General features: G+C 68.5%; 16 protein-coding genes. 6 read left to right on the forward strand and 10 right to left on the reverse strand.

The features are described 5' to 3' along the window. Positions 1-6 precede the first annotated feature (6 nt). Genes G6O69_RS24350 through G6O69_RS24360 form a run of 3 tightly spaced genes read left to right on the forward strand, consistent with a single transcriptional unit; the run spans position 7 to position 6,025 of the window. Positions 7-1,347: an efflux RND transporter periplasmic adaptor subunit gene (locus tag G6O69_RS24350; RefSeq protein ID WP_176397058.1), complete on the forward strand. Its 1,341-nt coding sequence runs from the start codon at positions 7-9 to the stop codon at positions 1,345-1,347. Positions 1,348-1,350: 3 nt separating this feature from the next. Beyond that, a complete protein-coding gene (locus G6O69_RS24355) occupies positions 1,351-4,536 on the forward strand; it encodes a multidrug efflux RND transporter permease subunit (protein ID WP_172305909.1) in 3,186 nt (1,061 codons plus the stop codon). Continuing rightward, positions 4,529-6,025 carry an efflux transporter outer membrane subunit gene (locus G6O69_RS24360; protein WP_172305910.1) on the forward strand — a complete coding sequence of 499 codons (1,497 nt, stop codon included), beginning with the start codon at positions 4,529-4,531 and terminating at the stop codon, positions 6,023-6,025. The genes G6O69_RS24355 and G6O69_RS24360 overlap by 8 nt, the downstream gene beginning before the upstream one ends. 116 nt (positions 6,026-6,141) lie before the next feature. Here the strand turns inward: G6O69_RS24360 and G6O69_RS24365 are convergent, their stop codons facing one another. Next, positions 6,142-8,274, reverse strand: coding sequence for a M13 family metallopeptidase (locus tag G6O69_RS24365; protein ID WP_172305911.1), 2,133 nt, complete (start codon positions 8,272-8,274; stop codon positions 6,142-6,144). A gap of 98 nt (positions 8,275-8,372) precedes the next feature. On the opposite strand from G6O69_RS24365, the gene G6O69_RS24370 reads away from it, so the two are divergent. Beyond that, positions 8,373-9,242, forward strand: a complete 870-nt coding sequence (locus G6O69_RS24370) for an ABC transporter ATP-binding protein (RefSeq protein WP_172305912.1) — start codon at positions 8,373-8,375, stop codon at positions 9,240-9,242. Continuing rightward, on the forward strand, positions 9,242-10,411 hold the full coding sequence (locus tag G6O69_RS24375) for an ABC transporter permease (RefSeq protein ID WP_172305913.1): 1,170 nt from the start codon (positions 9,242-9,244) through the stop codon (positions 10,409-10,411). The genes G6O69_RS24370 and G6O69_RS24375 overlap by 1 nt, the downstream gene beginning before the upstream one ends. Positions 10,412-10,486: 75 nt before the next feature. Here G6O69_RS24375 and G6O69_RS24380 read toward each other — a convergent pair whose 3' ends face one another. From G6O69_RS24380 to G6O69_RS24415, 8 genes are all read right to left on the reverse strand, one after another. Next, positions 10,487-11,113 (reverse strand): glycoside hydrolase domain-containing protein, encoded by a 627-nt coding sequence (locus tag G6O69_RS24380; RefSeq protein WP_172305914.1) that lies wholly within the window; start codon positions 11,111-11,113, stop codon positions 10,487-10,489. Next, a complete protein-coding gene (locus tag G6O69_RS24385; protein WP_172305915.1) occupies positions 11,110-11,994 on the reverse strand; it encodes a trypsin-like serine protease in 885 nt (294 codons plus the stop codon). The genes G6O69_RS24380 and G6O69_RS24385 overlap by 4 nt, the downstream gene beginning before the upstream one ends. A gap of 140 nt (positions 11,995-12,134) precedes the next feature. Next, positions 12,135-14,423 (reverse strand): glycosyltransferase family 2 protein, encoded by a 2,289-nt coding sequence (locus G6O69_RS24390; protein WP_172305916.1) that lies wholly within the window; start codon positions 14,421-14,423, stop codon positions 12,135-12,137. A 25-nt stretch (positions 14,424-14,448) separates the two neighbouring features. Beyond that, entirely contained in the window at positions 14,449-15,858 is a 1,410-nt protein-coding gene (locus G6O69_RS24395) for a hypothetical protein (RefSeq protein ID WP_172305917.1), read from the reverse strand. Positions 15,859-15,887: 29 nt separating this feature from the next. Continuing rightward, positions 15,888-16,538 carry a tail fiber protein gene (locus G6O69_RS24400; protein WP_217909902.1) on the reverse strand — a complete coding sequence of 217 codons (651 nt, stop codon included), beginning with the start codon at positions 16,536-16,538 and terminating at the stop codon, positions 15,888-15,890. Then, on the reverse strand, positions 16,535-19,450 hold the full coding sequence (locus tag G6O69_RS24405; RefSeq protein ID WP_217909903.1) for a hypothetical protein: 2,916 nt from the start codon (positions 19,448-19,450) through the stop codon (positions 16,535-16,537). Before G6O69_RS24405 ends, G6O69_RS24400 begins: the two co-directional genes overlap by 4 nt. Positions 19,451-19,530: 80 nt before the next feature. Then, entirely contained in the window at positions 19,531-20,148 is a 618-nt protein-coding gene (locus tag G6O69_RS24410) for a hypothetical protein (protein WP_172305918.1), read from the reverse strand. Positions 20,149-20,230: 82 nt separating this feature from the next. Then, positions 20,231-20,854 (reverse strand): hypothetical protein, encoded by a 624-nt coding sequence (locus tag G6O69_RS24415; protein ID WP_172305919.1) that lies wholly within the window; start codon positions 20,852-20,854, stop codon positions 20,231-20,233. Between the two features lie 1,227 nt (positions 20,855-22,081). Between G6O69_RS24415 and G6O69_RS24420 the strand changes: the two genes are divergently transcribed. Next, the gene (locus G6O69_RS24420; RefSeq protein ID WP_172305920.1) at positions 22,082-23,719 is read left to right on the forward strand and encodes an AraC family transcriptional regulator; all 1,638 of its coding nucleotides are present in this window, start codon (positions 22,082-22,084) and stop codon (positions 23,717-23,719) included. A gap of 55 nt (positions 23,720-23,774) precedes the next feature. Here the strand turns inward: G6O69_RS24420 and G6O69_RS24425 are convergent, their stop codons facing one another. Continuing rightward, a complete protein-coding gene (locus G6O69_RS24425; RefSeq protein WP_172305921.1) occupies positions 23,775-25,424 on the reverse strand; it encodes a ferritin-like domain-containing protein in 1,650 nt (549 codons plus the stop codon). Between the last annotated feature and the right edge of the window lie 26 nt (positions 25,425-25,450).

Below are 25,450 nucleotides of genomic sequence, written 5' to 3' on the forward strand. Positions count from 1 at the left end.
TCATTCATGAATGAATCATTTCGAGCTTTCCTCTCTCTGACCGCGCTGCTCGCACTGTCTGCGTGCAGCACGCCAGAATCTGCTGCGGCACCCGCGTCCACCCCCGAGGTGGGCGTGATCACCGCGTCCTCGACCGAGGTCCCGGTCGAAAGCGAGCTTCGCGGACGCATCGAGGCCTCGCGCACCGCAGAGGTCCGCGCGCGCGTGACCGGCGTGATCCTCGAGCGCGTGTTCGAGGAGGGCGACATGGTCGAGAAGGGTGAGGTGCTGTTTCGCATCGACCCTGCTCCCATGAAGGCCGCCCTGGCCCAGGCGCGCGCCCAGGTCGGCGTCGCCGAGGCCAACCTCGAGATCGCCAAGCTGACCGCTGCGCGCCTCGAGCCGCTGGTGGGCACCAAGGCGGTGAGCGGTCAGACCTATGATGATGCTGTCGCTGCGGTGGCCCAGTCAGAGGCTGCACTCGAGGTCGCGCAGGCGGCGGTGAAGACCGCGAAGCTCGACCTCGACTATGCGACCGTCCGCGCGCCGATCTCCGGGCGCATCGGTCGGACCCTGGTCACCGAGGGCGCGCTGGTCACGGCCACGGAGCACACCTCGCTGGCGACCATCGTCCAGCTCGACCCCGTGTACGTGAACCTCACCGTGCCGGTGACGCAGATCCGCTCGCTGCGTGAGGCTCAGACCAAGGGCTCCGTGCACGCCACGGGCGAGCAGGCCGAGATCACGATCTTCGAGAGCGACGGCTGGACCTACCCGCACGTCGGCACGCTCTTGTTCACCGACGTGACGGTGGAGCCCAAGACCGGCAACACCTTGCTGCGGGCCACGGTCCCCAACCCCGATCAGGAGCTGCTGCCCGGCATGTACGTGCGCGCGCGGGTCGGCGGGGCGACCACCGAGCAGGCGGTGACCTTGCCGCAGCAGGCCGTGCAGCGCGACGCCGCGGGCTCCTCGGTCTACGTGGTCAACGCGGGCAAGGCCGAGCGCCGGGCGGTCGAGGTCAGCCGCAGCATGGGCAACCAGTGGGTCGTCAACAGCGGCGTGGAGGACGGAGAGCTGGTCGTCGTCGATGGCTTCCAGAGCATCCGTCCCGGCGCCGACGTGAACACCGTCGCCTGGCAGCCCAAGGGCGAGGCCGCGCCCACCGAGGTCGCGCAGGCCGACACCAGCAAGCCGGGGACGGACTCGGCGAGCGACGAGGCCGAGCAGGGCGAGCAGGCCGATGCCGAGCAGGGCGAGCAGGCCGATGCCGAGCAGGGCGATGCCGAGCAGGCCGAGCAGGCCAAGCAAGCCGCTGGCGCCAAGCAAGACGCAAAGGCGTCCACCGAGGCCAAGGGAGGCCGCTAGTCGATGTCACTGTTTTTCACCGACCGTCCGGTCTTCGCCTGGGTCGTCGCGCTCTTCATCGCGCTGGCGGGGATCCTCGCGCTCCAAAACTTACCCGTCGCGCAGTACCCCTCGGTGGCGCCCCCCGCTGTGGTGATCAGCGCGGTGTGGCCCGGCGCGACGGCCGAGCTCATCGACGAGTCGGTGACGAGCGTGATCGAGCAGGAGCTCAACAGCGCCGAGAACCTGCTCTACATGGAGTCCCAGAGCCAAGCTGGGCAGGCGCAGATCACCGTCTCCTTCCAGCCGGGCACCGACCCGCAGATGGCGACGGTCGACGTCCAGAACCTGATCAAGCGCGTCGAGGCCAGGTTGCCCTCCGCGGTCAAGCAGCAGGGCGTCCAGGTCACGCGCTCGTCGAGCTCGTTTTTGCTGATCGCCTCGCTGGTCTCCGAGAATTACAGCTCCGTCGAGCTCGGCGACTACATCAACCGCAACATCGCCAACGAGCTGCGCCGCGTCCCCGGCGTGGGTGAGGCCCTGGTGTTCGGCACCGAGCACGCCATGCGCGTGTGGCTGGAGCCGCGCGAGCTCGTCAGCCACGACCTCACGGCGGCCGACGTCGCCGCGGCCATCCAGGCCCAAAACGTCACGGTCTCGGCGGGTACGATCGGCGACAAGCCGTCGACCCCCACCCAGCAGATCTACGCGAACATCACGGTCGACGGTCAGCTCAAGTCGATCGAGGACTTCGAGAACATCGTCGTCCAGGCCAACGCGGACGGCTCGCTGGTCCACCTGGGCGACGTCGCCCGGGTCGAGCTCGGCGGCCAGAGCTACTCGACCGCGGCGCGGACCAACGGCAAGCCCTCGGCGGCGATCGCGATCCGGCTCTCGCCCACGGGCAACGCCCTGGCCACGGCCGAGGCGGTCAAGACCCGGCTCGACGAGTTGTCCGAGAGCTTCCCCGAGGGCATCGAGGTCGTGCTGCCCTTCGACAGCTCGACCTTCATCGACATCTCGATCGAGTCGGTGCTGCACACCCTGGTCGAGGCGATGATCCTGGTGTTCATCGTAATGTTCGTGTTCCTCCAGAACCTGCGCGCCACGCTGATCCCGACCATCGTCGTGCCGGTCGCGCTGCTCGGCTCGCTGACGGTGCTCTACGCCTTCGGCTACTCGATCAACGTGCTGACCATGTTCGGCATGGTCCTGGCCATCGGCATCCTCGTCGACGACGCGATCGTCGTGGTCGAGAACGTCGAGCGGATCATGGCCGAGGAGCACCTCGGCCCGCGCGAGGCCACGCGCAAGGCGATGTCGCAGATCCAGGGCGCGATCGTCGGCATCACGGTGGTGCTCGTGGTCGTGTTCTTGCCCATGGGCCTGTTCGGCGGGGCCGTGGGCGTCATCTACCGGCAGTTCACGGTCACGATGGCGAGCTCGATCCTGTTTAGCGCCTTGCTCGCGCTCTCGCTGACCCCAGCGCTGTGCGCGACCTTGCTCAAGCCGCACGAGCCCGGCAAGCAAAAGGCCAAGATCTTCCAGTGGTTCGACAAGGGCGTGAACCACACGACCTCGGGCTACGTGGGCGTGACCGGGCGCTTCGTCCGGCGCACGGGCCTGTCGATGGTGTTCTTCCTCGGGCTCTCGGCCCTCGCGGGCTGGACCTACATGAAGCTGCCCGGCAGCTTCCTGCCCGAGGAGGACCAGGGCACCGTGATGACCCTCGTGCAGCTGCCGGCGGGCGCCTCGAGCAACCGCACGGCCGCGGTCGTCGAGGACATCGAGGGCAAGCTCGACGAGCAGGAGGGCGTGCGCGACTTCCTCACGGTCCAGGGCTTCAGCCACGTCGGCCGCGGTCAAAACGCGGCCATGGCCTTCGCCATGCTCGACGACTGGGACGAGCGCGAGCTCGAGGCGACGGACATCGTCGGCCAGCTCAACGGTCGCTTCCAGAGCATCCGCGACGCCTGGACGCTGGCCGTCAACCCGCCGCCGATCCGCGAGCTGGGCACGGCCACCGGCTTCTCCTTCCGCCTCGAGGATCGCGGCGGACAGGGCCACGAGGCGCTGCTCGCCGCGCGCAACCAGCTGCTCGGGGCCGCGGCGCAGTCGGAGATCCTCGCGGGCGTGCGCCCCGAGGGCCTCGAGGACGCCTCGCAGATCGAGCTCTACATCGACCGCGAGAAGGCGGCCGCGCTCGGCGTGTCCTTCAGCGCGATCGGCCAGACCCTGGGGATCGCCGTGGGCTCGTCCTACGTCAACGACTTCCCCCGCGCCGGTCGTCAGCAGCAGGTCATCGTCCAGGCCGACGCCGCGGCGCGCATGCAGCCCGAGGATCTGGCCGAGCTCTATGTGCGCAACGACGCCGGCGACCTGGTCTCGCTGGCCGAGATCAGCCGCGTGGAGTGGGGCACCGGCCCGATCCAGCTGACCCGCTACAACGGCTACCCGGCCATGAAGATCGCCGGCAGCGTCCGCCCAGGGCGCAGCACCGGTGAGGGCATGGCCGAGATGGAGCGGCTCGCGGCCGAGCTGCCCAAGGGCTTCGACTTCGAGTGGACGGGTCAGTCCTACCAGGAGGCGACCTCGAGCAACCAGGCGCCGGCGCTCTTTGGGCTGTCGCTGCTCGTGGTCTTCCTGTGCCTGGCCGCGCTCTACGAGGGCTGGGCGATCCCCACGGCGGTGCTGCTGGTGGTCCCCCTCGGCGTGCTCGGTACGGTGTTGGCCACCCAGCTGCGCGGGCTGCCCGACGACGTCTACTTCAAGGTCGGGCTGATCGCGGTCATCGGTCTCTCGGCGAAGAACGCGATCCTGATCGTCGAGTTCGCCAAGGAGATGCAAGAGCAGGGCATGAAGCTGGTCGCGGCGGTGCTCGAGGCGGCGCGCCTGCGCTTTCGCCCGATCGTCATGACCTCGCTGGCCTTCTCCTTGGGCGTGGTCCCCCTGGTCATCGCCAGCGGGGCGGGCTCGGCCAGCCAGCGCGCCATCGGCACCGCGGTGTTCGGCGGTATGGTGGTCGGCAGCTTCCTCGCCGTGTTTTTGGTTCCGGTCTTCTACGTGGTCATTCGGAGGTGGTTCCCGGCGCGGGATCTCGATCCCGCGCCGGCGGCCGCCGTGTCGGGCGCATCCGCCCCGACCGTGCCCGCGCAGGAGCAGGAGCATGAAGCCGCCGTCGCAGCGCGGCCGGAGGACCCCAATGCTTAGGCTTCGCCACGTGCCCCAGCGGGCGGCCGCGCTGGCCCCCTTGCTGATCTCCACGGCGCTCTCGGGCTGCCTGGCGCCGGTCTACGAGCGGCCGGAGGCCCCGGTCTCCGACGGCTTCCCCAGCCTCGAACGTCGCGAGGGCGAGGATCCCTCGAGCCTGCCCACGGCCGCGGCCGAGGGCGAGGCGCTGCCGGACTGGCGGGCCGTGTTCACGGATCCGACGCTTCAGGAGCTGATCGACCGCGCGCTCGAGAACAACCGCCAGCTGCGTTCGACGGCGCTGAGCGTCGAGCAGGCCCGCGTCCAGCTGCGCCTGGCCCGGAGCGCCTTCGGGCCGAGCTTCACCCTCGAGGCGTCCTACAGCAACACCCACGTCCCGGCCTCGACCTCGCCCTTTGGCGAGTCCTATACGGTCAACCGCTTCGACATCGGCCCGGCCGTGTCCTGGCAGCTCGATCTCTTCGGTCGGATTCGCTACCAGCGAAACGCCGCCATCGAGCAGACCGTGGCCGCGGCCGAGGACTGGCGGGCGGCACGGATCGCGTTGATCGCCGACGTCGCCGGCACGGCGCTGCAAGAGCGGGTCTACGCCGAGCGCCGCAAGCTGGCGCAGGAGGCCCTCGACGCGCGGATCGAGGCCGCCGAGATCGTCTCGGCCAAGGTCGACGCCGGGTTGTCGACGGAGCTCGAGCTGCGCCAGGTCGAGGCCCTGGTGGTCACCGCCGAGGTCAGCTTGGCTCAGCTCGAGCGCGCCACGGCCCAGACCCACAACGCCCTGGTCATGCTCGTCGGCGAGCCCGTCGAGCCGCTCGCGCCCTCGGGCCCGGACCTCGAGGCCATGGTGATGTCCACGGTGCCCGCGGGCATGCCCTCGGACCTGCTCAACAACCGCCCGGACATCCGCGCGGCCGAGCACCGGCTGATCGCCACGCACGCGGACATCGGCGCCGCGCGGGCGGCCTTCTTCCCGCAGATCTCGCTGAGCGGGAGCATGAGCACGGCCTCCTCGGCGCTGCTCGGCCTGTTCCAGCCGGGGACCCTGGCGTGGAGCTTCGTCGCGCCGAATATCGTCCAGCCGCTGTTCAACTGGGGCGGCAAGCGGGCGGACCTCCAGGCGGCCAAGATCTCTCAGGAGGCCGCGGTGGCCAGCTACGAGGCGGCGATCCAGTCGGCCTTCCGCGAGGTCGCCGACGTGCTCGTGTCCTGGCCGACGGTCGAGGACGAGCTCGTCTCGCAAGAGGCGCTGCTCGAGGTCCAGAGCGCCCGGGTCAGCCTGGCCAACCAGCGCTTCGACGCCGGCGTGTCCGACTACCTCGAGGTCCTCGACGCCGAGCGCGAGCGCTTCGCCGCCGAGCAGTCGCTGATGGACGTGCGCCTGAGCAAGGCCCTGCTCGCGGTCTCGCTCTTCGAGGTCGTCGGCGGCGGGGTCGAGAGCACCGCGCCGATGCCCGACGGCGAGGAGCTGCCCGAGTCCAAGCCGCGGCGCTGAGCCTGCCCGGCGCGCGAGCCAAGCAGCGCGAGTCGAGCAACGAAGAAGCGGCACGCCCCGGTCGGGGTCGCGCCGCTTCTCTTTTGTTGGCCGGGCTCAGCGAGGCGCCGACGCGCTCACCAGATCTCGCAGCGATCCGCGGGGTTCATCGGCGTGCCGACCTCGCAGGTGAAGGCCTCGGCGAAGGCGGGGAGGTCGACCAGCGGCCCGACGGCGCGGAACTTGCCGGGGGAGTGGGGATCGATCAGCCGCCGGCGCTCGGCCTCGGGCTCGGCGATCTGCATGCACCAATTTTGCGCCCAGGCCACGAAGAACACCTGGTCGTTGGTCATGCCCTCGGCCACCGGCGTCGCCGCGGCCTCACCCTGCTCGGCGGCCCACTGGTGGTAGGCGACGTAGGCCTCCTTCACGCCGCCGATGTCGGCGATGTTCTCGCCCGCGGTCAGCTCGCCGTTGAGCGGCTTTTGCGGGGCGATCTCATAGCTCGAGTACTGGTCGACCACGCAGGCCACGCGCTCCTCGAAGGCCTCGGAGACCGCCGGCGACCACCACTGGGTCAGCTTGCCGGAGGCGTCGTACTTGCGGCCCTCGTCGTCGAAGCCGTGGGTCAGCTCGTGGCCGGCGACGGCCCCGATGCCGCCGAAGTTCATGACCATGGGCGCGTCGGCGTCGAAGAAGGGCGGCTGGAGGATGCCGGCCGGGAACACGATCTCGTTGTTTGTCGGGTTGTAGTAGGCGTTGACCAGGGGCGTGGGCATGTGCCACTCGCTGCGGTCGACGGGCTGGCCGATCTTGGCGGCGTCGCGGCGGGCGACCTCGGACTTCTCGGCGAGGACGTTGGCGTAGTGGACGTCCGGGGTGATCGTGACCTCGGCGTAGTCGCGCCAGCTGTCGGGGTAGCCGATCTTGCGGGTCATCTTGGCGATCTTGTCGGCGGCGCGGCCCCGGGTGGTGTCGTCCATCCACGCCAGCGTGGGGAAGCTGGCCTCCATCGCGGCGTTGATCCGGTTGACCATGTCGTCGGCGATCGCCTTGCTCTCCCCCGGGAAGGCGCGCTCGACATAGCGCGGGCCGATCAGGTCGGGGAATGCGAACATCAGGCCGTCGGTGCAGCGGCGCTCGAGCGGCTCTTGAGCCTCGACGCCGGTGACGAGCTGCACGAGCTCGAAGTTGAGGGCGTCGAAGCGGCTGTCGAGGTCGGGGGCGGCGGCGTGGAGCAGCATCCAGCGCAGGTAGGCCTGGAGCTCGGGCAGCGGCTTGGCCTGGACCAGCGCGGCCATGGCCGTGAAGAACTCGGGCGTGCGGATGTTGAGCTCGGCGGTCTGAGGCAGGCCGGCGGCGGCGAAGTAGGCCGCCCAGTCGAGGCCCTGGGCCCGGGTCTTCAGGCCCTCGAAGCCCTCCTTGTGATAGTTGGCCTCGTCGTCGCGCAGCGCCACGGGGGTCATGGACGCGCGCGCCAGCTCGGTCTCGATCGCCAGCACGGCCTTGGCCTGCTGGACGGCGGCGGCCTCGTCGGCGCCGCCGAGGACGAGCATCTTGGCAATGTGGGCCTCATAGGCGGCGAGCAGCGCCCGCCCGCCCTCGCCGGCCTCGCCCTCGGGCGGGAGGTACATGTCGCGGCTGGGCAGCCCGAGGCCGGACTGCGTGGCGATCGCCATGTAGCGATCGGGGGCCTCCTTGTAGTCCGCGTCGACGCCGATCCCGAACAGGGGCGGATCCGCGGCCATGCCCAGCCAGCCCACGCGACCCCAGGGGCCGGCGTGGAGCTCCCCGAGCACGGTCATCAGCTGGGCCTTGTCGGCGACGCCGTCGATCTTGGCGAGCAGCGCCTCGACGGGGCCGAGGCCGGCGGCGTCGCGGGCCGCCATGTCGGTGCAGGCGCGGTAGTAGTCGCCGAGCTTTTGCGTGGTCGGCTCGGCCTCTCCCGCGGCGGAGTCCTCGGCGGCCTGCTCGAGCAGCTCGCGGAGGATCGCCTCGTTGCGGTCCTGGACGGTGTTGAAGCTGCGCCCGTAGCGTGACTTGTCGGCGGGGCGGGGGTTTTGGGCCAGCCAGCCGCCGCAGGCGTACTGATAGAAGTCGACGCAGGGGTCGGCGCTCGTGTCCATGGACGAGACCAGCTCGTCGACGCCGGCGCTGGGAGCTTCGCCCGCGCCGCCAGGGGACTGAGCGTCTCGATCGCGCTTGCAGGCCGCGATCGACAGCAAAGCGAGTGAACACAGCGGGAGGAGGCGAAGCGAAGGTCGGGCCATGTGGGCGCCACCATGCCAGCTGGGCGCCCGCGGTGAAACCCGTCACGACCGGGCGCGCTGGGCTTTCAGGGCGCGGGTCCTCGACTATCATCTGCGCCGTGCTCGAGCTCCGGGATCTGCGCAAACGCTACGGGGAGCGCGTCGCCCTGGATGGGGTGACGCTGACCCTCGAGCGCGGTGAGATCTTTGGCCTGCTCGGGCCCAACGGCGCCGGCAAGACCACGCTGTGCTCGCTGGCCGTGGGCTTGCTCGCGGCCGACGGCGGCGAGGTCCGCCTGGGCGAGTGGGGGTCGCCGACGACGCCGAGCGTGCGCCGAAAGGTGGGCTTGGCGCCGCAGTCCCTGGCGATCTACGACCAGCTCACTGGGGCGGAGAACCTGCGCTTCTTCGCGGGGCTCTACGGCCTGGCCGGGGCCGAGCTCGCCGAGCGCGTCGACTGGGCCCTGGACTTCGTGGGCCTCCAGGATCGCCGAGACGAGCGCGCCAAGACCTACTCGGGTGGCATGGCGCGGCGCCTGAACCTGGCCGCGGCCCTGGTCCATCAGCCCGAGCTGCTGCTCCTCGACGAGCCCACGGTGGGCGTCGATCCCCAGTCGCGCAACCTGCTGCTCGACAAGGTCGCGAGCTTGCGCGAGCGCGGCGTGACGGTGCTCTACACCACGCACTACATGGAGGAGGCCCAGCGCCTGTGCGATCGCGTGGGCGTCCTCGATCACGGGCGGCTGCTGGCTATCGACCGCACCCCCGCGCTGCTCGAGGCCCACGCCGGCGCGCCCACCTTGGTGGTCGAGCTCGCCGACGAGACCGACCCGCGGCGCGTGGCCACGTCGACCCCCGCCGCCAGCCTGGCCGCGCTGTGCGCCGAGCTCGAGGCCGCGGGTCGCCCGGCGCCGCTGAGCTTCTACGTCGAGCGCCCCGATCTCGAGCGCGTCTTCCTCGAGCTCACCGGCAGGAGCCTGCGCGACTGATGGCTGGACTGCGGGCGATCTGGGCGCTGGCGGTCAAGGATCTGCGCCTGCTCGCGCGGGACCGCGGGGCGCTGTTCTTGACCTTCGCGTGGCCGCTGATCCTGGCCTGCTTCTTTGGCGCCCTCGGCCCGGGCTTTGGCGCGCTGACGGGCGGCGAGAGCGGGGGCCAGGGGGAGGGGGGCCAGGGGGAGGGGAGCCAGGGCGCGATGGTCGTGGGCTTCGTCGACGAGCGCGCAGACGCCCGCAGCGAGGCGCTGGCCGAGGCCCTCGACGCGCACCCGCGGGTTCGCCTCGAGGCGCGGACGCTGGCCGAGGCCCGCGAGGCGGTCCGCGAGGGCGCGGCGCCGGCCTACGTCCAGGTCCATGCGGCCAGCGACGATACCAGCGACACCAGCGAGGGCCTCGGCGTGCGCGTGGTCGTGGATCCGCGCCGGGCCAGCGAGGCCGAGCTGCTCGAGTCCGCGGTCGAGCTCGCGGCCTGGCGAAGCGGCGGACGAGCGGCCCCGCTGACCCTCTCGCGCGAGGTCCTGGCGGGGCCCGAGGGCGCCGCTGCGGGCGACCCGAGCCACGCGCGCCCGCCCAGCCCCTACGCGGTGACCTTCCCTCAGGGGATCATCTGGGCCGTGCTCGCCTGCGCGGCGACCTTCGCCCTGAGCCTGGTCAACGAGCGCCTGCGCGGGACCCTGCAGCGCCTGGCCGTGGCCCCCCTGCGCCGCTACGAGATCCTCGCCGGCAAGGGCCTGGCCTGCCTGCTGGCGATCACCGCCATGCAGGTGGTGCTCATGGCCGTGGCCGTGCTCGGCTTTGGCGTGCGACCGCAGAGTTGGGGCCTGCTGACCATGGCCCTGGGCTGCACGAGCCTCGGCTTCGTCGGCGTGATGACCCTGCTCGCGGCCATCGGTCGCAAGACGGCCTCGGCGGCGGGCATGGCCTGGGCAATCCTCATGGCCATGGCGATGCTCGGCGGGGGCATGCTGCCGCTCTTCATGATGCCCCCCTGGCTGCAGGCGGTCGCCTGGGCGAGCCCGGTCGCGTGGGGGCTGCGGGCGATCGAGGGCGCGGTCTGGCGCGGGGCTGGGCTCGTGGAGGTCGCGGGGCCCTGCCTGGCGCTGCTCGGCCTGGGCGCGCTGTGCATGGCCCTGGGTTCGCGGATCGTCCGTGAGCTCTGAGAGTCTGTATTTTTCCCCGCACCTGACGAGATTTCCTATCAGCCGAGCCAGTTGTCGTCCTCGTCGGCTGCGGCGTCAGCCGCTGGTCAGCCACATCAACCTGCCACCTAGCAGGTCGGTCTGCGCGAGGTCGAAGTCCACGTCGAAGCCGGCGATCTGTCCCGAGCCGACCTGGTAGAGCTGGTAGCCGCGCTTGTAGACGAAGGGCGTGTTCGCTGGCGAGCCGGCCTTCCAATAGTGCTCGAAGCCGAAGTCTTCGTAGAGCTCCTGCGCCGTGAACATCGTCGTACCGACGTAGATGCCGGGCACATAGCCGGTCTCGCTGACCGCCGAACTCCAACCTCGCAGATAGCTCGTGACCTCGGCCTTGGTGTTGTTGGCGGTGTTTTCGACGTCGACGAAGATGCACATGCCCGGGGGGACGGCGAGGCTCTGCGCGAGGCGGGCCGCCTCCTGACCGTCGCTGCTTCCGGCGCTGGAGGAGGCATAGGCCGAGGGCGCCTGCTGGACCAGCATCAGCGCGAGCCCGGCGCCGAGGATATCGGCGATCTCCTGTGTGCTCAGGTTGTTGACGTAGCGGACCACGAAGGCGTAGCCCTCGCTGACGGCGGACTTGGCCATCTGCGCGGAGACGGGGCCGAAGCGGTCGAAGCCCTGGGTTAGATCCGGAGTTGGAGCGTTGATTAGGTTTGGTGTCGTCATGATTGATACTCGCTTGCCAGGAAGGATTGGCCGCTGTACCAGATATAGGTCGCGGCGTTGTTGTCGATGTTGTCGTTGTCCTCGGGGTCGAGCTTGTCGGTATAAAAATTGGCCCCGAGCGTGGCTCCGAGCAGCTTGACCTGGTTTTTGTAGACCGTGAACACGGGCCCGCCCGAGTCTCCGGGGGCGGTGCTCGAGACGTTGGAGGCGGCGATGATCAGCACGTCGTTGTTGTAGTTCTTCGGTGGGGGCGCGGGGTTGCGCTCGACCCCCTCGACGAGCGAACTCACCGTGGAGTCGCGGACCTGAAAGGGGTGATCGAGCGAGGGCGAACTACCCTGCTGATTCTCCTGATTCCCGAAGCCGGTCACGTAGACCTTGGTTCCCGCCTTCCCCTGATTGTAAAAGGCGCTGTCCTTCTTGTCATAGGCGATCCGGTTGAGCGGGCTCGCCCTGATGTAGTCGCAAAGCAGTGAGCTTGTCTTGAAGGTGATGAGCATGAGATCGTAGTCCCAGCTGCCGTAGCCAGCGCGAAACTCGATGTCGGCGCTGCTCTCGCTCAGGCGCTGGGTCGAAGTCGGATTCGCGCCATTGAAAGGCCCATAGCCGACGTCGAGGTTGGTCAGGAAGTCTGCGCTCAGGCGCTCGACCTGGTTCGAGTCCCACTCTCCCGGCTCAGGAATGTCGCCCTTGACCCACAGATTGTGCTTGGCGGTCAGGATCCCCGGTGCGCCGTCGGAGTCGAGCACCAGCACGCCCGAGCCGGTGAAGGTCCCGTTCGTGAGCCTCACCGAGCTCTGCTGCATGTTTTCGCGCTGACTACTCGGCAGCGCGGTGAAGGCCGCGTCCGCACTACTCTTCTCGCTGCTGCTGAATCGCATGCTTCCTCCTCATGTCCTCATTGTGTCGACAGACTTAGCAAGTGATTGTGTCGATTGCTCGGGCGAAGGTCTGATCCATCGAGGGTAGTCTCCGAAGCTCGCCGAAGGGACCCGTGACCTCGTCCGCGCTTCGTCGCGGATCACGGTCCCACCCGACGCGCTCGCGTCGCGGCCACCGCCGGCGAGAGCATCAGCCGCTCCACCTGCGCGGTCGGGACGCTGGTCCAGCTCCGGCCGTCGACGACCTTGGGGCTGGTGTTGGCCGAGTGGACCATCGCCACGTAGAGGTCACTACGCCCGTTGACCGCGAGTCGCTTTGGCTGCCGGCTCCACACGAAGGCGTTGTCCTCGCCCACGTTGATCCGCGGGAAGCGGATCCGCTGCCACAGCTCGCGGGTGTAGCAGAGCGTGCCACCACAGACCCAGGGCTCGAGGCCGCGGTAGACGTAGCGCCAGGCCTGACGTGTCCCCGGGGAGTAGAAGTAGAGCTGATCGAGGCCGCAGAGCTCCGCGCCCTGCTCGCGCAGCGTGGCGACCTGGGACTCGAGCCACTGCGGCGCCATCCAGTCGTCGTCGTCCCAGTGGGCGATGAGCTCGCCGCGAGCGAGCTCGCAGGCGATGTTGCGCTTCTCGCCGAGGGTCAGGCGGTGATCGAGGCGCTCGTAGCGGATCGCCTCGTGCTTGGGGATCAGGTCGGCGACGCAGTCGCGGCCGTCGTCGATCACCAGCAGCTCGCGCTCGCGGTGGCTCTGGGCCAGAAATTGACGGATCGCCCGCGGCACGAAGCTCCGACGATCGGCCGTCGGCATGATGCAGCTGACCAGCGGCTCCGCCGAGCGCAGCTTCGGCGCCTTCGCTCGCGTCGCGCGGGCGAGGTAGAAGTCGCGATCACGGGCCAGGAACTCGGGCTCGGCCACCCGCGACCAGCCCGAGCGTTGCAGGTAGTAGCCTTCACGAAAGCGCCAGGTGTTGTGCCCGTGGCGGACGTAGACGCACAGCTCGCGGCCGCCCAGGCGACACAGGCGCGCGCCCGCGCTCATCGCCCCGGCCATGAACTCCGCGTCCTCGCGCATCGAGGTCGAGGGGTAGGGGCCGGCGCGCTCCCAGAGCTCGCGACGGAACATCAGTGTGCCCCCGGCGACGTTCTCGAGGAAGAGGTTGCGAAAGAGTGCGCGAGTCACAGACCAAAATTCCGCGTCGCGGATGACCATGAAGAGCATGTCGTTGAGCCCGCTCATGTCCGCCGCGCCGCTGAGGATCGGCGCCGCTTGCCGGCTGAGGCGCTGATCCCCGTACCAGTCGTCGTCGTCCCAGTGAGCGATCAGCTCGCCGCGCGCGAGCTCGGCCCCGGCGTTGCGCTTGCCGCCGATGCTGCGCTCGTCGGTCGCCAGCGTTCGCACCCTCGGGCCGTCGATCCCCGCGGGGAGGTCGGCGTCATCCTCGTGGACGATGATCAGCTCGCGGTGCGGGTAGTCTTGACGGCGGAAGTAGACCAGCGACTGGGTGACGAACTCGGGCCGACCGCGGGTGGGCATGACGCAGCTGACCAGCGGCTGCTCGCCACGAACCGTCTCGATCTTCGCGGGCGCTGGCAAGGGCAGGCGGAGGCGCAGTGAGGCGAGCGGGGCGAAGTCGGCGCAGTCCTCCCCGCGGCAGTGCTCGTGGTAGGGCGCCTCCCGGCCGGCGGGCGTCGCCCGCTTGCCGCAGAAGCGATCCTGATAGAGCCCCTTGTTGGTGTCGAAGAGCCCGCGCTCCGCGGCCAGGCGCGAGGCCGGCGGCGGGCTGCGATGCACGAAGGCGGCCTGCACCCAGACGCTGCGAAAACCGGCCCTCGCCGCCCGCGCGGCGTAGTCCATTTCCCAGCAGGGCCCGCGCCCGTAGGCCGTGTCCGCCGCTCCGATCGCCGCGACGACCTCCCGGCGCACCGCCAGGCAAAAGTCCGAGAGGCTGTGGAGCGGCGCCATCGAGCGTGTGGCGTCGCCGAAGCGCCGGGCTAGAGACTCGGCCTGGAGCTCGAGCTCTTGCGCTCCTGCACCGCGGCTCGAGACTGCGCGCTGCTCGTTCCAGCAGCGGTTTGTGGACGGCCCCGCGAGGCCGTTGCTCGGGTCCTCGTCGAGCCCGCGCAGCAGCCGGGTGAGCCAGCCCGGGGTTGGTCGCGCGCCTTCCTCGAGGAAGACGTAGACCTCGGCGGGCTGGGTGACGAGGTGGTTGAAGGCTGCCGGCGCCCCACCGGGAGGCGCGATAGCGAGTCGCCTCGGCCCAGCCACGCCAGCGAGGGCCGGCCCCTCGTCGGGCGGCAGATCAATCAGCAGAGTCGCCTCGAAGGGCGCCGCCGTGACCTCGTGCAGCGCCAGCAGCGTCTCGTTCGCCGCCGACGAGCCCGAGCTCGCGTGCACGCCGACGAGGACCCTGGCGGAGCGAAGTGACATCGGACGTTCCTCGTTGCTCGTCGGCCTACCAGATCGTCTGGGGCGGGGGGTCTGTGGCGCTGTCGTTGAACTCGAAGGCCACGCCCTCGAAGTTGAAGTCCGGGACCTCGATCTTGCACCACACGCCGTAGTCGTAGCCGCCCGTGCCCGCGACCAGCTTGACGGCGATCTCGACGTCGGGGGTCTTGCTCTTGCGAGCGATCGCGTCCTTCGACCAGGTCACCATGTCGAGGGGCAGGAAGTACTTGTTGCCGTAGAAGTTGGTCTTCCCGCTCACCGGCGCGCACAGCAAGGTCTGGTACTCGCCGTTGGCGTCGTAGATCAGATCGAAGTCGAAGCGGTAGTCCTTGCTCGCCGGCCAATGCAGCTGAAGCAGCGAGCCCTCGACCGTGGCCGCCGCCGGCAGCACCTGGCTGGGATAGATGACGACCTCCCCGGCTCCGTCTTGGTAGAGGTCGGCGATCGGCACGATCTGCGGCGGCGACACGTCGCCGAGGACGATGTCCGCGTCGTCGACGGGGTGACTCGAGCTGCTGTTGATGTCGTCGAGGTCGACCGGGTCCACGTCGGCGACCTTCGCCAGCGCCGAGCTGCCTCCGCTTTGTCCGTCGCAGTTGAACACGTAGCCCCCGCTCATCGTGATCACGCTGTCCTTTTGGATGTCCATGCCGCAGGAAGGGACGAGCTGGAGCTGGACCTCGGGCGAACCCGGGTAGACCTGTGGCGACTGCTTCAGTCGGCTCACGTCCTCCGAGTGATCGAGGCAGATCTCCACGCCCCAGGTGATGCCCGCGAGGTCGAAGATCCCGGCGCCGTCGTAGTTGACGACCTGCTGCTCCTGCCGGGCCGAGCCGGCGCCGGCGGGCTCCATGTGGTCGACGTTGGCCAGCAGCATGCCCTCGCCGGTGGCCTTGTCGGCGATGAAGTCGACGCCCGACATCAGCTCCTTCATGACCACGCGCGCCCCCTGGTCCCCGCTCGAGCCGGGTCCGCCGTCTTGGATCAGCGTGAAGTTGTAGACCTCCTTGTCGGCGTTGGGGTCGATGTCGTAGGGCGGCGTGTCGAGGTGCGGCGAGGAGTGACCGAGGATGGAGCCGAAGCCGAACACCCAGTCTTGCCACTGCGCGTCGGCGGCCAGCGCCTGGACCTGGGCGATCGCGTACTGGACGTCGTCCATCTCGTAGGCGCCCGTCGAGCCGCGAAAGAAGAACTCCGGGGCCAAGAACACCTTCAGCGTGGTGCCCGGCGCCTCCGGCGGTGAGCTCGTCGGTAGGTTGTCCAAGGCGGTCTGCATCGCGCGAGCCATCAGCTCGCAGCGCGCCTGGATGTCCTGTTGGGGGTCCTGCAGGCCCAGGTAGGTCGAGCTGCCGTCCTTGTTCTCGAGCGGCGCGGTGTCGATGGTGAAGGCGATGAATTGGACGTTGGTGTACGGCATTGGATCTCTCCTAAAATTGGTCTCAGCGATCACCAGCCCACGGACCGAAGGCCCATGGTGAACTTGATGATGTAGTTGACATAGATGTTCGAGGGGCGAGTCTCGTGGTCGCTGACCAGGACGACCCCCGGCGGCGACTTCTGATCGCTGGTCGGCGTTCCGGTCCACGCGTTGCTGCCGGAGACCGCTGCCACGGTGTCGTCGCCCGCGGGCGAGGCGGTCGTGGGCGCCGTGATGTAGGTGTGCTCGTGAGTCTGCAGCGCGCATGGCTGCTGCGAGCCCACGCCCTCTTGCGTCCCGCCGGGTGCCGCCGTCCGCTCGCCGATGTCCGGGTCGACGCTGGCGCCCGCGTCGACCCCCCGCCAGAAGCTGCCGCGGTAGTCGGGGATGCAGAAGCTGCCTCCCGAGCCGCCGTAGATGTGGCCGAGCACGGCGAAGAGCTCCGGGTACTGCTGGGTGCTCAGCTCGCGCCCGTCGCAGAGCATCCAGCCCCAGGCCTCGAGGTTCTCGGTCACGTGACCGGCCTCGTCGCCCGGAGGGCTGCTGGCCTGCCAGGGCGGACTGGCCGTCTCCGGGTTGGGCGGGCCGAGGGTGCCGGCGAAGGCCATCAGCGCGCCAACGGGCACCTCGCCCCAGCCCGGTGGGACGAAGCCGAGTCGCCACGGGTTCTCGCCGATCACAGGTCCTCCAGTGGTGCGGCGAGACGAGGGAGCACCGCCGCGTCCTCGTCGAGGATCTGCATGGAGGTCGGCACGACGATCTCCCAGCTCGGGCCGACGCGGCGCTCGACCTCGCCCTCGAGGGCCCTGTGTTTGAGATCGTTGATCAGGGCGACTTCGTCGTCGAGGGCGGGGACCCTTCGATCACCGCTGTCCCAGATCATCCCGGCGGAAAAAAAGTAGAGAAAGGCCATGACCCGATCGGGGCTCACGGGCACCAGGACTCGGGCCTGCTCCGCCTGCAGGAAGCTGGTGAAGAGCGGATCATCCTCGGCGGTCGTGGCCGCCCGCCCATGCGGGTCGCGGACCAGGCGCGGGCTGACGTGGAAGTGGTAGGCCATCTCGCTCCACTCGAGGGCCTGATCGAGGAACTGTAGATAGCGCGGCTCGTCGACGACGTAGGCCGGAGGCGAGCTCGTGTCCGGTCCTCGGGGCGCAGAGGAGGGCGTCGAGGGTCCGGGCGCGCCGACGCCGGTCAGGGCCATGGCGCGCTCGAGCAGGAGGCCCATGCACGCGTCCTTGAGTTCGCGCTGCTCGAGCTGGCGGTTGGCGAGGGGGGAGCGGGGAGCGACGCGCTCGTCGACCCCGGCGGTGTCGAAGTAGCGCTCCGCCTGCGCGTGATAGGCCTTGATGACGGCCCCGTAGGTGGCGATGCGCCACTCGTCCATCGTCCGCGCCGAGGGCTCGCAGCGGACCTCGACGTTGACTTGGGCCTGGAGCTCCGAAGGCGGCGAGAGGCTGGGCTCGACGCCGGCGACGGAGACGGGGAGCGTCGAGTCGTCGCCGTAGGGCTTCAGCGAGGCTTGGGCTCCGTTCGCGTCGAAGGTCTGCAGCCCGACCATGACCTGCGGCGGCGCCTGGCCCGGAGGCGTCGTCACCACGCTCACGCTCGCCTCGACGGTGCGGTAGCCGGCAGGCACGACGATCAGCTGATGCTGGCCGGCGCTGAGCGTCGCCGTCACGAATTTCTCCGTGAGCGGCGGCGGCTCGAGCTCGGTGACCCCGTAGCGGGCGCAGAGCCTGGCGTAGTTGCTGCGATCGATGTCCTCGAAGGAGAATATGCCGAGCTCCGGCGGCGGCGGCGGGCGGACCATCCACCGCCCAGCCAGCGCGGCCTCCTGAGCGATCGTTCGTGTGGCCGGGTGGCGGACGAAGAATTCCATCATCAGCCGGTTCCCGTAATTGACGACGTAGGCCTCGTAGACCTTGTCGAGCCAGCGAAAGACGGCGCGCAGGTTGGTGTCGCCGGTGCTGTTGTCGATCACGCTGGACGCGACCTCCTCGACCTGGCTCATCGTGCTGCTCGTCCGAACGACGCCGACGCGGCGACTGATGCGGCTGACGGTCTTGTTGAGGACTTCGCGGGCGAAGCGGGTGATATCTTCCAACTCCGGCTTCAACGCCGTCTCCGTCCGCGTCCAGCTGCCGTTGAACGTGCCCTGCGTCGGCGGGCCGTAGTTGGCATTGAAGTCGTTGTACTCGTTGGTTTGCGAGCGCTCGCCCAGGGTCCTGAGCGTCTCTTCGAGCAGGCTCGAGCGCTCGTCGCCATCCTCGTTCTCGACGACCTGCTCCTCGTCACCTCGCTGCTCGCGGAGCTCGACCTGGCGGTGGGTTTGGCGGCGAGAGCTCTCGCGTCGCTCGCCTCGCATCACGTTCTCGACGCGGGCGATCTCGCCGGCGGCATAGCGTCGCAGCCGCTGACGGACCATCTGCAGGTCGCCGATGGCGTAGGGCTCGATCCACCCGCGCTCGCCCGCGCGGGACGCCGAGGCCTGGCCGCCCTCCGCCGGCGGCAGCGGGAAGACCTCGCGCGGGAGGATGATCGTGGCGTTGGCGAGCTCGACGAGCTGTTCGGGGCTCAGCTCGCTGACGACCAGCTCGCCCTCGGCGTTCGTCGTCAGGGATCGCTGGATCAGGTGGGCCAGCCACAGCGTCTCGACGAGGTCGATGAGCAGCGACTCGTCGTAGCCGAGGATCACGACCAGCGCGAAGTAGCTCTGCCAGATCCGATCGAGCTCGGCGCGGTAGCTGGCGCTCTCGAGATAGGCCGGCGCGTCGTCGTAGCGAGCGAACAGCTCGGTGAGGAGCGGCTCGAGCTGCGCGAGCCGGCGCTCCGATCCCGAGGGTGAGCGTCGTACTCGATCCGCGAGCGTAGCGAAGTCGCGCACCGGTCCGCTGAGCTCCCCCATGCTCGAGACGAACACGCCGGCGTAGGGCGGGGCGCCGTCGATGAAGGCGAGCGCGAGGGCCTCGGCGGGACGCCGACCCACGCTGCTGGCCACGACCAGGTCCTGGTAGAAGCCGCTCGCTGGCGGGCTGCTCTCGCGGTATTCGATGAAGGCGTACGCGAGCGCTTCCTCGCTGACTCGCGGCCAGCGTCGCACGTAGACGTAGGTGAAGAGCTCGCCGGGTTCGCTCGAGACGATCGGGATCGGGCTGCCGGGCTCCGTTGGATCACGCAGCGCGGGGATCTCCGAGTCCGTGGGCTCGTCGGGCGGCGGCGGCCAGACCGGCTCGTGACCCCGGCGGCTGGGGCATACGACCATCATCCCCTCGAAGTGGGTCCTGTCGTAGAGGCCGTTGATGCCGAAGTGCATGTCGGCGAAGATCCCCGTGTTGTCGACGCCGTTGATGTTCAGGCCGCTCTTTTGCTGAAAATGCCCGGAGGCGTAGCAGCCGGAGGTGAAGCGCACGTTGAACGGCGTGGGCCGTAGGCCCTGGACCGTGACGAGCTGCGGCTTGCAAAGCGGACTCGAGGTGCAGGTGATCTCGACCACGGAGGGCCTCGATTCGCTCGGATCGCGGCTGATGGTGATTTCGAAGATCAGGGCGCCGTCGAGGGCAGTCCAGATCCTTTTGACCATTTCGTTCATGACGACCTCCGAGCACCGCGGCGAGGGAAAGTGGGGGCGGCGCCCACCCCCGGCGCGGGGGCGGGCACCGCCGACGACGTTCAGGCCATGATGACGTTCTCGAGGTTGAACTCGAAGGGCTTGGACTGCCGGCCCGGGCCGCCGCCCGTGAGCACGATGTCCGCGCTCGCGATGCCGAGCAGCGAGAGCTCGGTGTTCACCGCCGACATGATCGCCGAGTTCATCACCTGGCCCTCGGTGACCTGAGAGACCACGCCGATCCAGATCGTGGGCTTGAACTGGAACACCGCCTTTTGCTGCGGCGCGATCGAGGTCTTGGTCGCGAGCAGCCGCCCGTCCTTGTAGATGTTGGCGGTGATCGCCCCGCGCGGCAGATCGTTGAGGAGCTGCACCTCGCTCGCGCTCGTGCTCGCGCCCGCCTGCCCGAGCGTGTCGCCGGAGGCGGTGAGCGACATCTTGAAGAGCTGGCCGTTCTCTGCCTCCAGCCGCGGAGTGTAGTTCCCATAGCTGTCGCTGGCCGAGACGTACATGGTCATGGGATAGGTGAAGGGGTGGTTGTCACCCAGGCCGCAGTAGCGGATCACCTTCCAGGCTACGGCGAGCTCGTCGAAGTTCGTCGCGACGTTCTTCTGAAAGATGACGATCTCCGAGTTGTTGGCGTCGTTCGAGTGATTGATGAAGTTGAGCTGAATGTCCACGTTCTCTTTCCTTGTCGATATCGCAGCGCACCGCACTGCCGGTCTGCACGCCAAATCGAGGGTGGCGCCTCCCCCCCTTCGCTCAGAAGGGAACGATGTTCTCGAGTTCGAATTCGTAGCGCTTGGCGCTGGTCCCACAGCCTCCGCCAGTCATCACGATGTCCGCGCTCGCGATGCCGAGCAGCGAGAACTCCGTGTTCACGTCGCTGATCACCGCCGAGTTCAGCGACTGCCCCTCCCTCACCTGCGAGACCACACCGACCCAGATCGTAGGCTGGAATTGAAATACGGCCTTCTGTCCGGGCACTACCGCGGTCTTGCGCGCCAATATCTTGCCACCGCGGAAGATGTTGACGTTGATCGCCCCTCGCGGCAAGCCGTTCGTGACCTCGATGTCCCTCACCGAGGAGTTCGCCGCCGGCCCGCGTCGCAGCATCCGTCCTCCGATGGGGGTGGAGAGCACCGTGAAGTGCTGTCCATCCTTCGCCGGGATCCGGGGAGAGTAGTTTCCGTAGTCGTCGCTGGTGCTGATCTCGAAGTCCAGGGGATAGAGGAAGGGGTGGTTGCAGCCACGGCCGCAGTAGCGAATCACCTTCCATGCAATGTCCAACTCCTCGAGGTTCGTAGCGACGTTCTTCTGAAAGATGACGATCTCGCTCTTGTTTCCGTCCTCGGACCTGTTGATGAAGTTGAGTCGAGTTTCCATGCGTGATCTTGCCTTGGTCCGCGGAGCCGGGGTCTCGTGACGAGCGATGAACCCCAGATAACACGCGCGAAGACGTCGCGATTGGTGAATGCTGTGATTTGCCTTGATATATCGCTGGAGTGTTTAGCCGTTGTCATGTTTAAGCTCTGATTGTCGATCGTGGATTTTTCTGGAGATGCTCGCCTCGTGTACGAGTCCGCGAGGCCAGCGCAGGGTGGGGGCAGACCCTCGGGTTGGTTGTTGGATGCCTTGCACTCTAATTATGTATATTTGATATTGATCTGCGGTAGGGGTGGGCTGGGAGGGCCAGCCTTTTAGGATGGTGAATTGAATCGTCGTATTGTCGGTGAGATCTGTCTTTGTAAATTTAGGGAAACACGTGCAGATGTGTATATCGGTTGGGTTGGATATGGTTCGGTGAGGGAAACATGTCACCCACGCTCGAACCTGGTGACACTGACTGCTGGGACAACATCAAAATGCACGGGAGCGGCGCGGTGCTCTAGAGCGGCGACCGGTTTGAATTCGCACCGCCAGGCACATCTTGGCGGCCCCGTGGTCGTTGTCGCTCGGCGCTCGCAGTGGGTCCACCACAGCTTCGGCCTCGCTCCTCGCCACGGAACCGCCCAGACGCACCTGACGGCGCGCCTTCAAACCGATCACAGATCTAGTGTGCGCGGCAGAGGACTTGAAGGGTCCCAGGCGCCTGACCGCCGGTTGCTGACGAGGCGCGAGGAGGGAGTTTGTCGGGCACAAATGACTGACGAGCAACGAAGTCAGCGGCCGGTGCTCCAAGCCTGGGGCCCTTCAAGTCCTCTGCCGCGCACACTAGATCTGTGCCGCGGTGGCCCGCTCGTCTCGAGATCGCCCGACTTCAACCCGGACGAAGCGGCGTGAGCCATGCCCAAGACATTCTGTGAATTGAAGATGGGGTGCGTCGAGGGCTGCGGCGGGTCCGAGGTTTGGACGTGCTCGGATGGCTCGAGCGCTGTGGATTTCGTCTTCCTCGATTATGAGTTTGATACTATGGTTGTGCCGTGGCGAAAGATGCCGCTTCATATATGGCGAAGATGCCCATACTCGCGCCCCATGCCCCAGGTTTGGGCCGGCGGTTTCGCTATAATTCAGATCTTCATCGGCATGCCAGCCACGAGTGGCCCGGATTTGCCCGATGAAATTTCGAGAGCTGACGCAATGGACTCCGATAGGTTGATCCGAGGTCGACCCATGTCGATACACCGCAAGAGCCACGTGTTGATGGCCGGGGGGGGCGGGGGCACGAGCGCGCCTGGATGGAGCGTATCTCGTAGGGCCTACTGCTCGACCTTCGACCTCCAGTCCCTCTTGGCCTCTGTGCTGCGGGAGTTCGGCGCCTCGTGTGAGGCCGAGTCTGTGAGCCTGCTCCTCGACGAGCGCGGAGACTTGCACTGTCAACGTTGCGAAGACGGGACCTACTTGCTCGTGGACACGCTCGAGCTCGACGGGGGCGCTCGATACCTCAAACGCGACACGCGAGAGACACGCATGAAGATCACCTACGCAGCGCAGCCCATGGGCGAGCTGTGTGTGCGCTGGGGATGGGAGCTCGATAAAAAGCGAAGCGCCGAGCGCTGCCGGGCCTTTGCCGACGACCTCGGCCTGCTCATCCAGCGTCATGAGGTCCGGCGATGGTCGCGGGAGACGCTGGGCGTGACCCAGACCTTCATCGGGCTCAGCCCCTCGCTGCGTGCCGTCGAACACCAAGTCGAGCGGGCCTGCGAGACCGAGCTGCCGGTCGTGATCCGCGGCGAGTTCGGCACCGAAGTGTTGACCGCCGCTGTCGCATTGCACTGCGGATCCTCCACTAGCGAGGGGGACTTCTTGATCCTCAATTGCGCGGCGCTCGGTCCCGAGGACATCGCCGAGAAGCTCGAGCGACTCGCCGAGGCGCAGGCGACCCTGTTCTTGTGCGGGGTGGACGAGCTCACACCGGCCACGCAGCGCGCGCTGATGTCTGGCTTGCCTGCGCTGTTTGGCTCGCCGCTCACCTCCGGCACGGCCAACCTTCGGTTGATCGCCTCTACCACCCAGGACCTCACCCATCTGTACCGCGAGGGCAAGTTCTCGCCCACGCTGCTCACGGTCCTCGACGTGCTCGAGATCGTCATCCCGCCGCTGCGCAGTCGCAGCTGCGACATCGTCGACATCGCCCGTCACGTGCTGCATGAGCACCACGAGGCGCACTCGAAGCGGGGCGCCCCTCTCCGAAGTTGCAGCGACGAGCTCTCGACGCTGCTCACCGCCTACACCTGGCCGGGGAACGTCCTCGAGCTCGAGCGCGTGATCTTGCAGCTCGCCGTCATGAGCGAGAGCAACCCGCTCGGCCTCACCGATGTCGAGCGCCACGCGGGCAAGCTGCTCATCGAGGAGGCGGACGAAGACGGAGACGAAGACGGGGAGGGGGACGGGGACCGGCGGTCTGCGCCACCGAGCTTCAACGACCTCGACGAGTGGATCGCGGTCATGGCCGAGCGCGACTACGCGCGCTTCGAGGGGCTCCACGAGGGGCTGCAGCGCGCGCTGATCTATATGTGCGAGCACTACCAGGAGCGGGTTACCCTGAACATACTGGGCAAGCGCGCCCACCTCAGCAACTCGCACCTCTCTTACCTGTTCAAGTCATCCGTGGGCATCAAGTTCAAGACCTTGCTCGCTCGGCTGCGCATCGAGAAGGCCAAGCGGCTACTCACGCACACCGGTCACCCACGTCGGATTACGGACATCGCCAGCGAGACTGGATTTGGCGATCTCAGCCACTTCGAGAAGACCTTTCGACGCTTCGTCAACATGTGCCCGCGAGAGTACCGGAACAGCATCGCGCAATAGGGGGGATCCTCGCGGCGCTCGAGTCCTCATCCTCGAGCGCCTCATGGGCGAGCGCTCAGGCGAGCGACGCGGCGCGGATCTTCGTGCTGGGAGAGAGCGCCGCGCGGGCGGCAGGGGCGACGACCTCGGCGAGCCCGCGCGCGCGCACCTGCTGGCGCAGCGCCGCGTCGAGGTGGCCGTGGGCGAGGAGGCTCGAGGCGCGCTCGGCTGGGGGCGCTTCGGGCTCGGCGCGCATCTTGGCCATGGTCAGGGTGAAGGTCCGGCTGGCGGCGGTTCGCAGCTGGTCTCCGCCGCGCTCGAGCAGCCACGCCAGGGCTCGCCAGCCGAGTCGAGCGTGGCGCAGCTCGTCGTCGGCGATGCGCGTCAGGATCGCGCGAACGCTCGGATCTTCTGCCCAGCGCGCGGCCTCGAGGGCCTCGAGGGCCGCGAGGGTCTCGCCCACGCAGGCCTCGACGATCAGCGCGTCGACGATCTGCGCCGCGACGAGCTGGGCTCGCGCGCTCACGCCGGCCCCACGCAGGTCGAGGCGTCCCGGGCCCACGGGCGCGCCGGCGTAGGCCGCGGCCAGGGCGAAGGCCAGCTTGGCGTGCTCGACCTCGTCGGCCATGGCCGCGGCGGTCTCGCGCAGCAGCGCCGGTGGGGCGCCGAGGGCCTGGAGCTGGGCGGCGAAGCGGGCAAAGGAGGCCACGGAGGCGTGCTCGAAGCGGCCGATCTCGGCCCAGCGCGCGGCCAGCTGGGCGCGGAGGCTCGCGTCGAGCTCGCGCAGCTCGGGCTCGATCCCCACCGCCATCCAGCTGGCGTCGGCGCGGCGCGAGGGCCCGGCGACCCGCGGCTGTCCGTCGATCATCAGCGGGCGCCCGCAGTCGCAGCCGCACCACCCGGGCGGGCCGCAGGTCCACGCGCCCTCGCTCTCCGAGCACTGGTAGTCGACGATGGGCTCAGGGACGTCTTCCAGGCACGAGCCCGCGCCGCAGTCCGCGTTGGTGTGGCAGGCCTCGTCGGGCGCGGCGCAGGCGAGGTGGTAGCTGTTGTCGCAGCAGCCCTCGTACTTGCTCAGCCCGCAAAGACCCTGGCCACACTCGGCGTCGGCGGTGCAGTCCGCCGGGATGCAGCTGGGCTGATCGTCGAACACGCCCGCGCACGCGCAGATCTCCCCGGCGTCGCAGTCATCGTCGCTAGCGCAGCCGTACTGGCAGGTGCACTGCCCCCACATGTCCTGCTTGCAGGCGGCGTAGCCTTGCGCCGTACAGTCGTCACCGGTCTGACAGATGGCATCCACGACGCCGTCGCAGGTCTCGTCGTCGGCGGGCTGCGGGGCGGCGCACTCGACCGCCTCGACGCGGTGGACGAAGCCGTCGGCGCAGGTCACGAAGCCGCTGGGGAGCTCGGTGCCAGCTTGCAAGATCGGCTGGGGATCTTCGCAGGTGTAGGGATCGACGCCGGTGTCGGTCGAGTCGGTCTCGGTGTCGGCGGAGTCGGTCGAGCTGGACTCGGAGTCGGACTCGGCGGAGCCGGACTCGGCGTCGCTCCCGGTCGATCCGGACTCCGACTCGGCGCTCTCGCCCTCTCCGCTGGTCTCGGGTCCGCTCCCGCTGCTGCCCTCGTCGTCGCTGGACGAGTCGTCGGCGCAGGCTGCTAGATCGAAGCCCAGGGCCGCCAGCAGGGCCATCCGCAGGACGCGAAGCTCGGTGACACTCGTGCGCATGTCTCCAGGTTACACAAATTCCATGG

The sequence above is a fragment of the Pseudenhygromyxa sp. WMMC2535 genome (assembly GCF_011083025.2).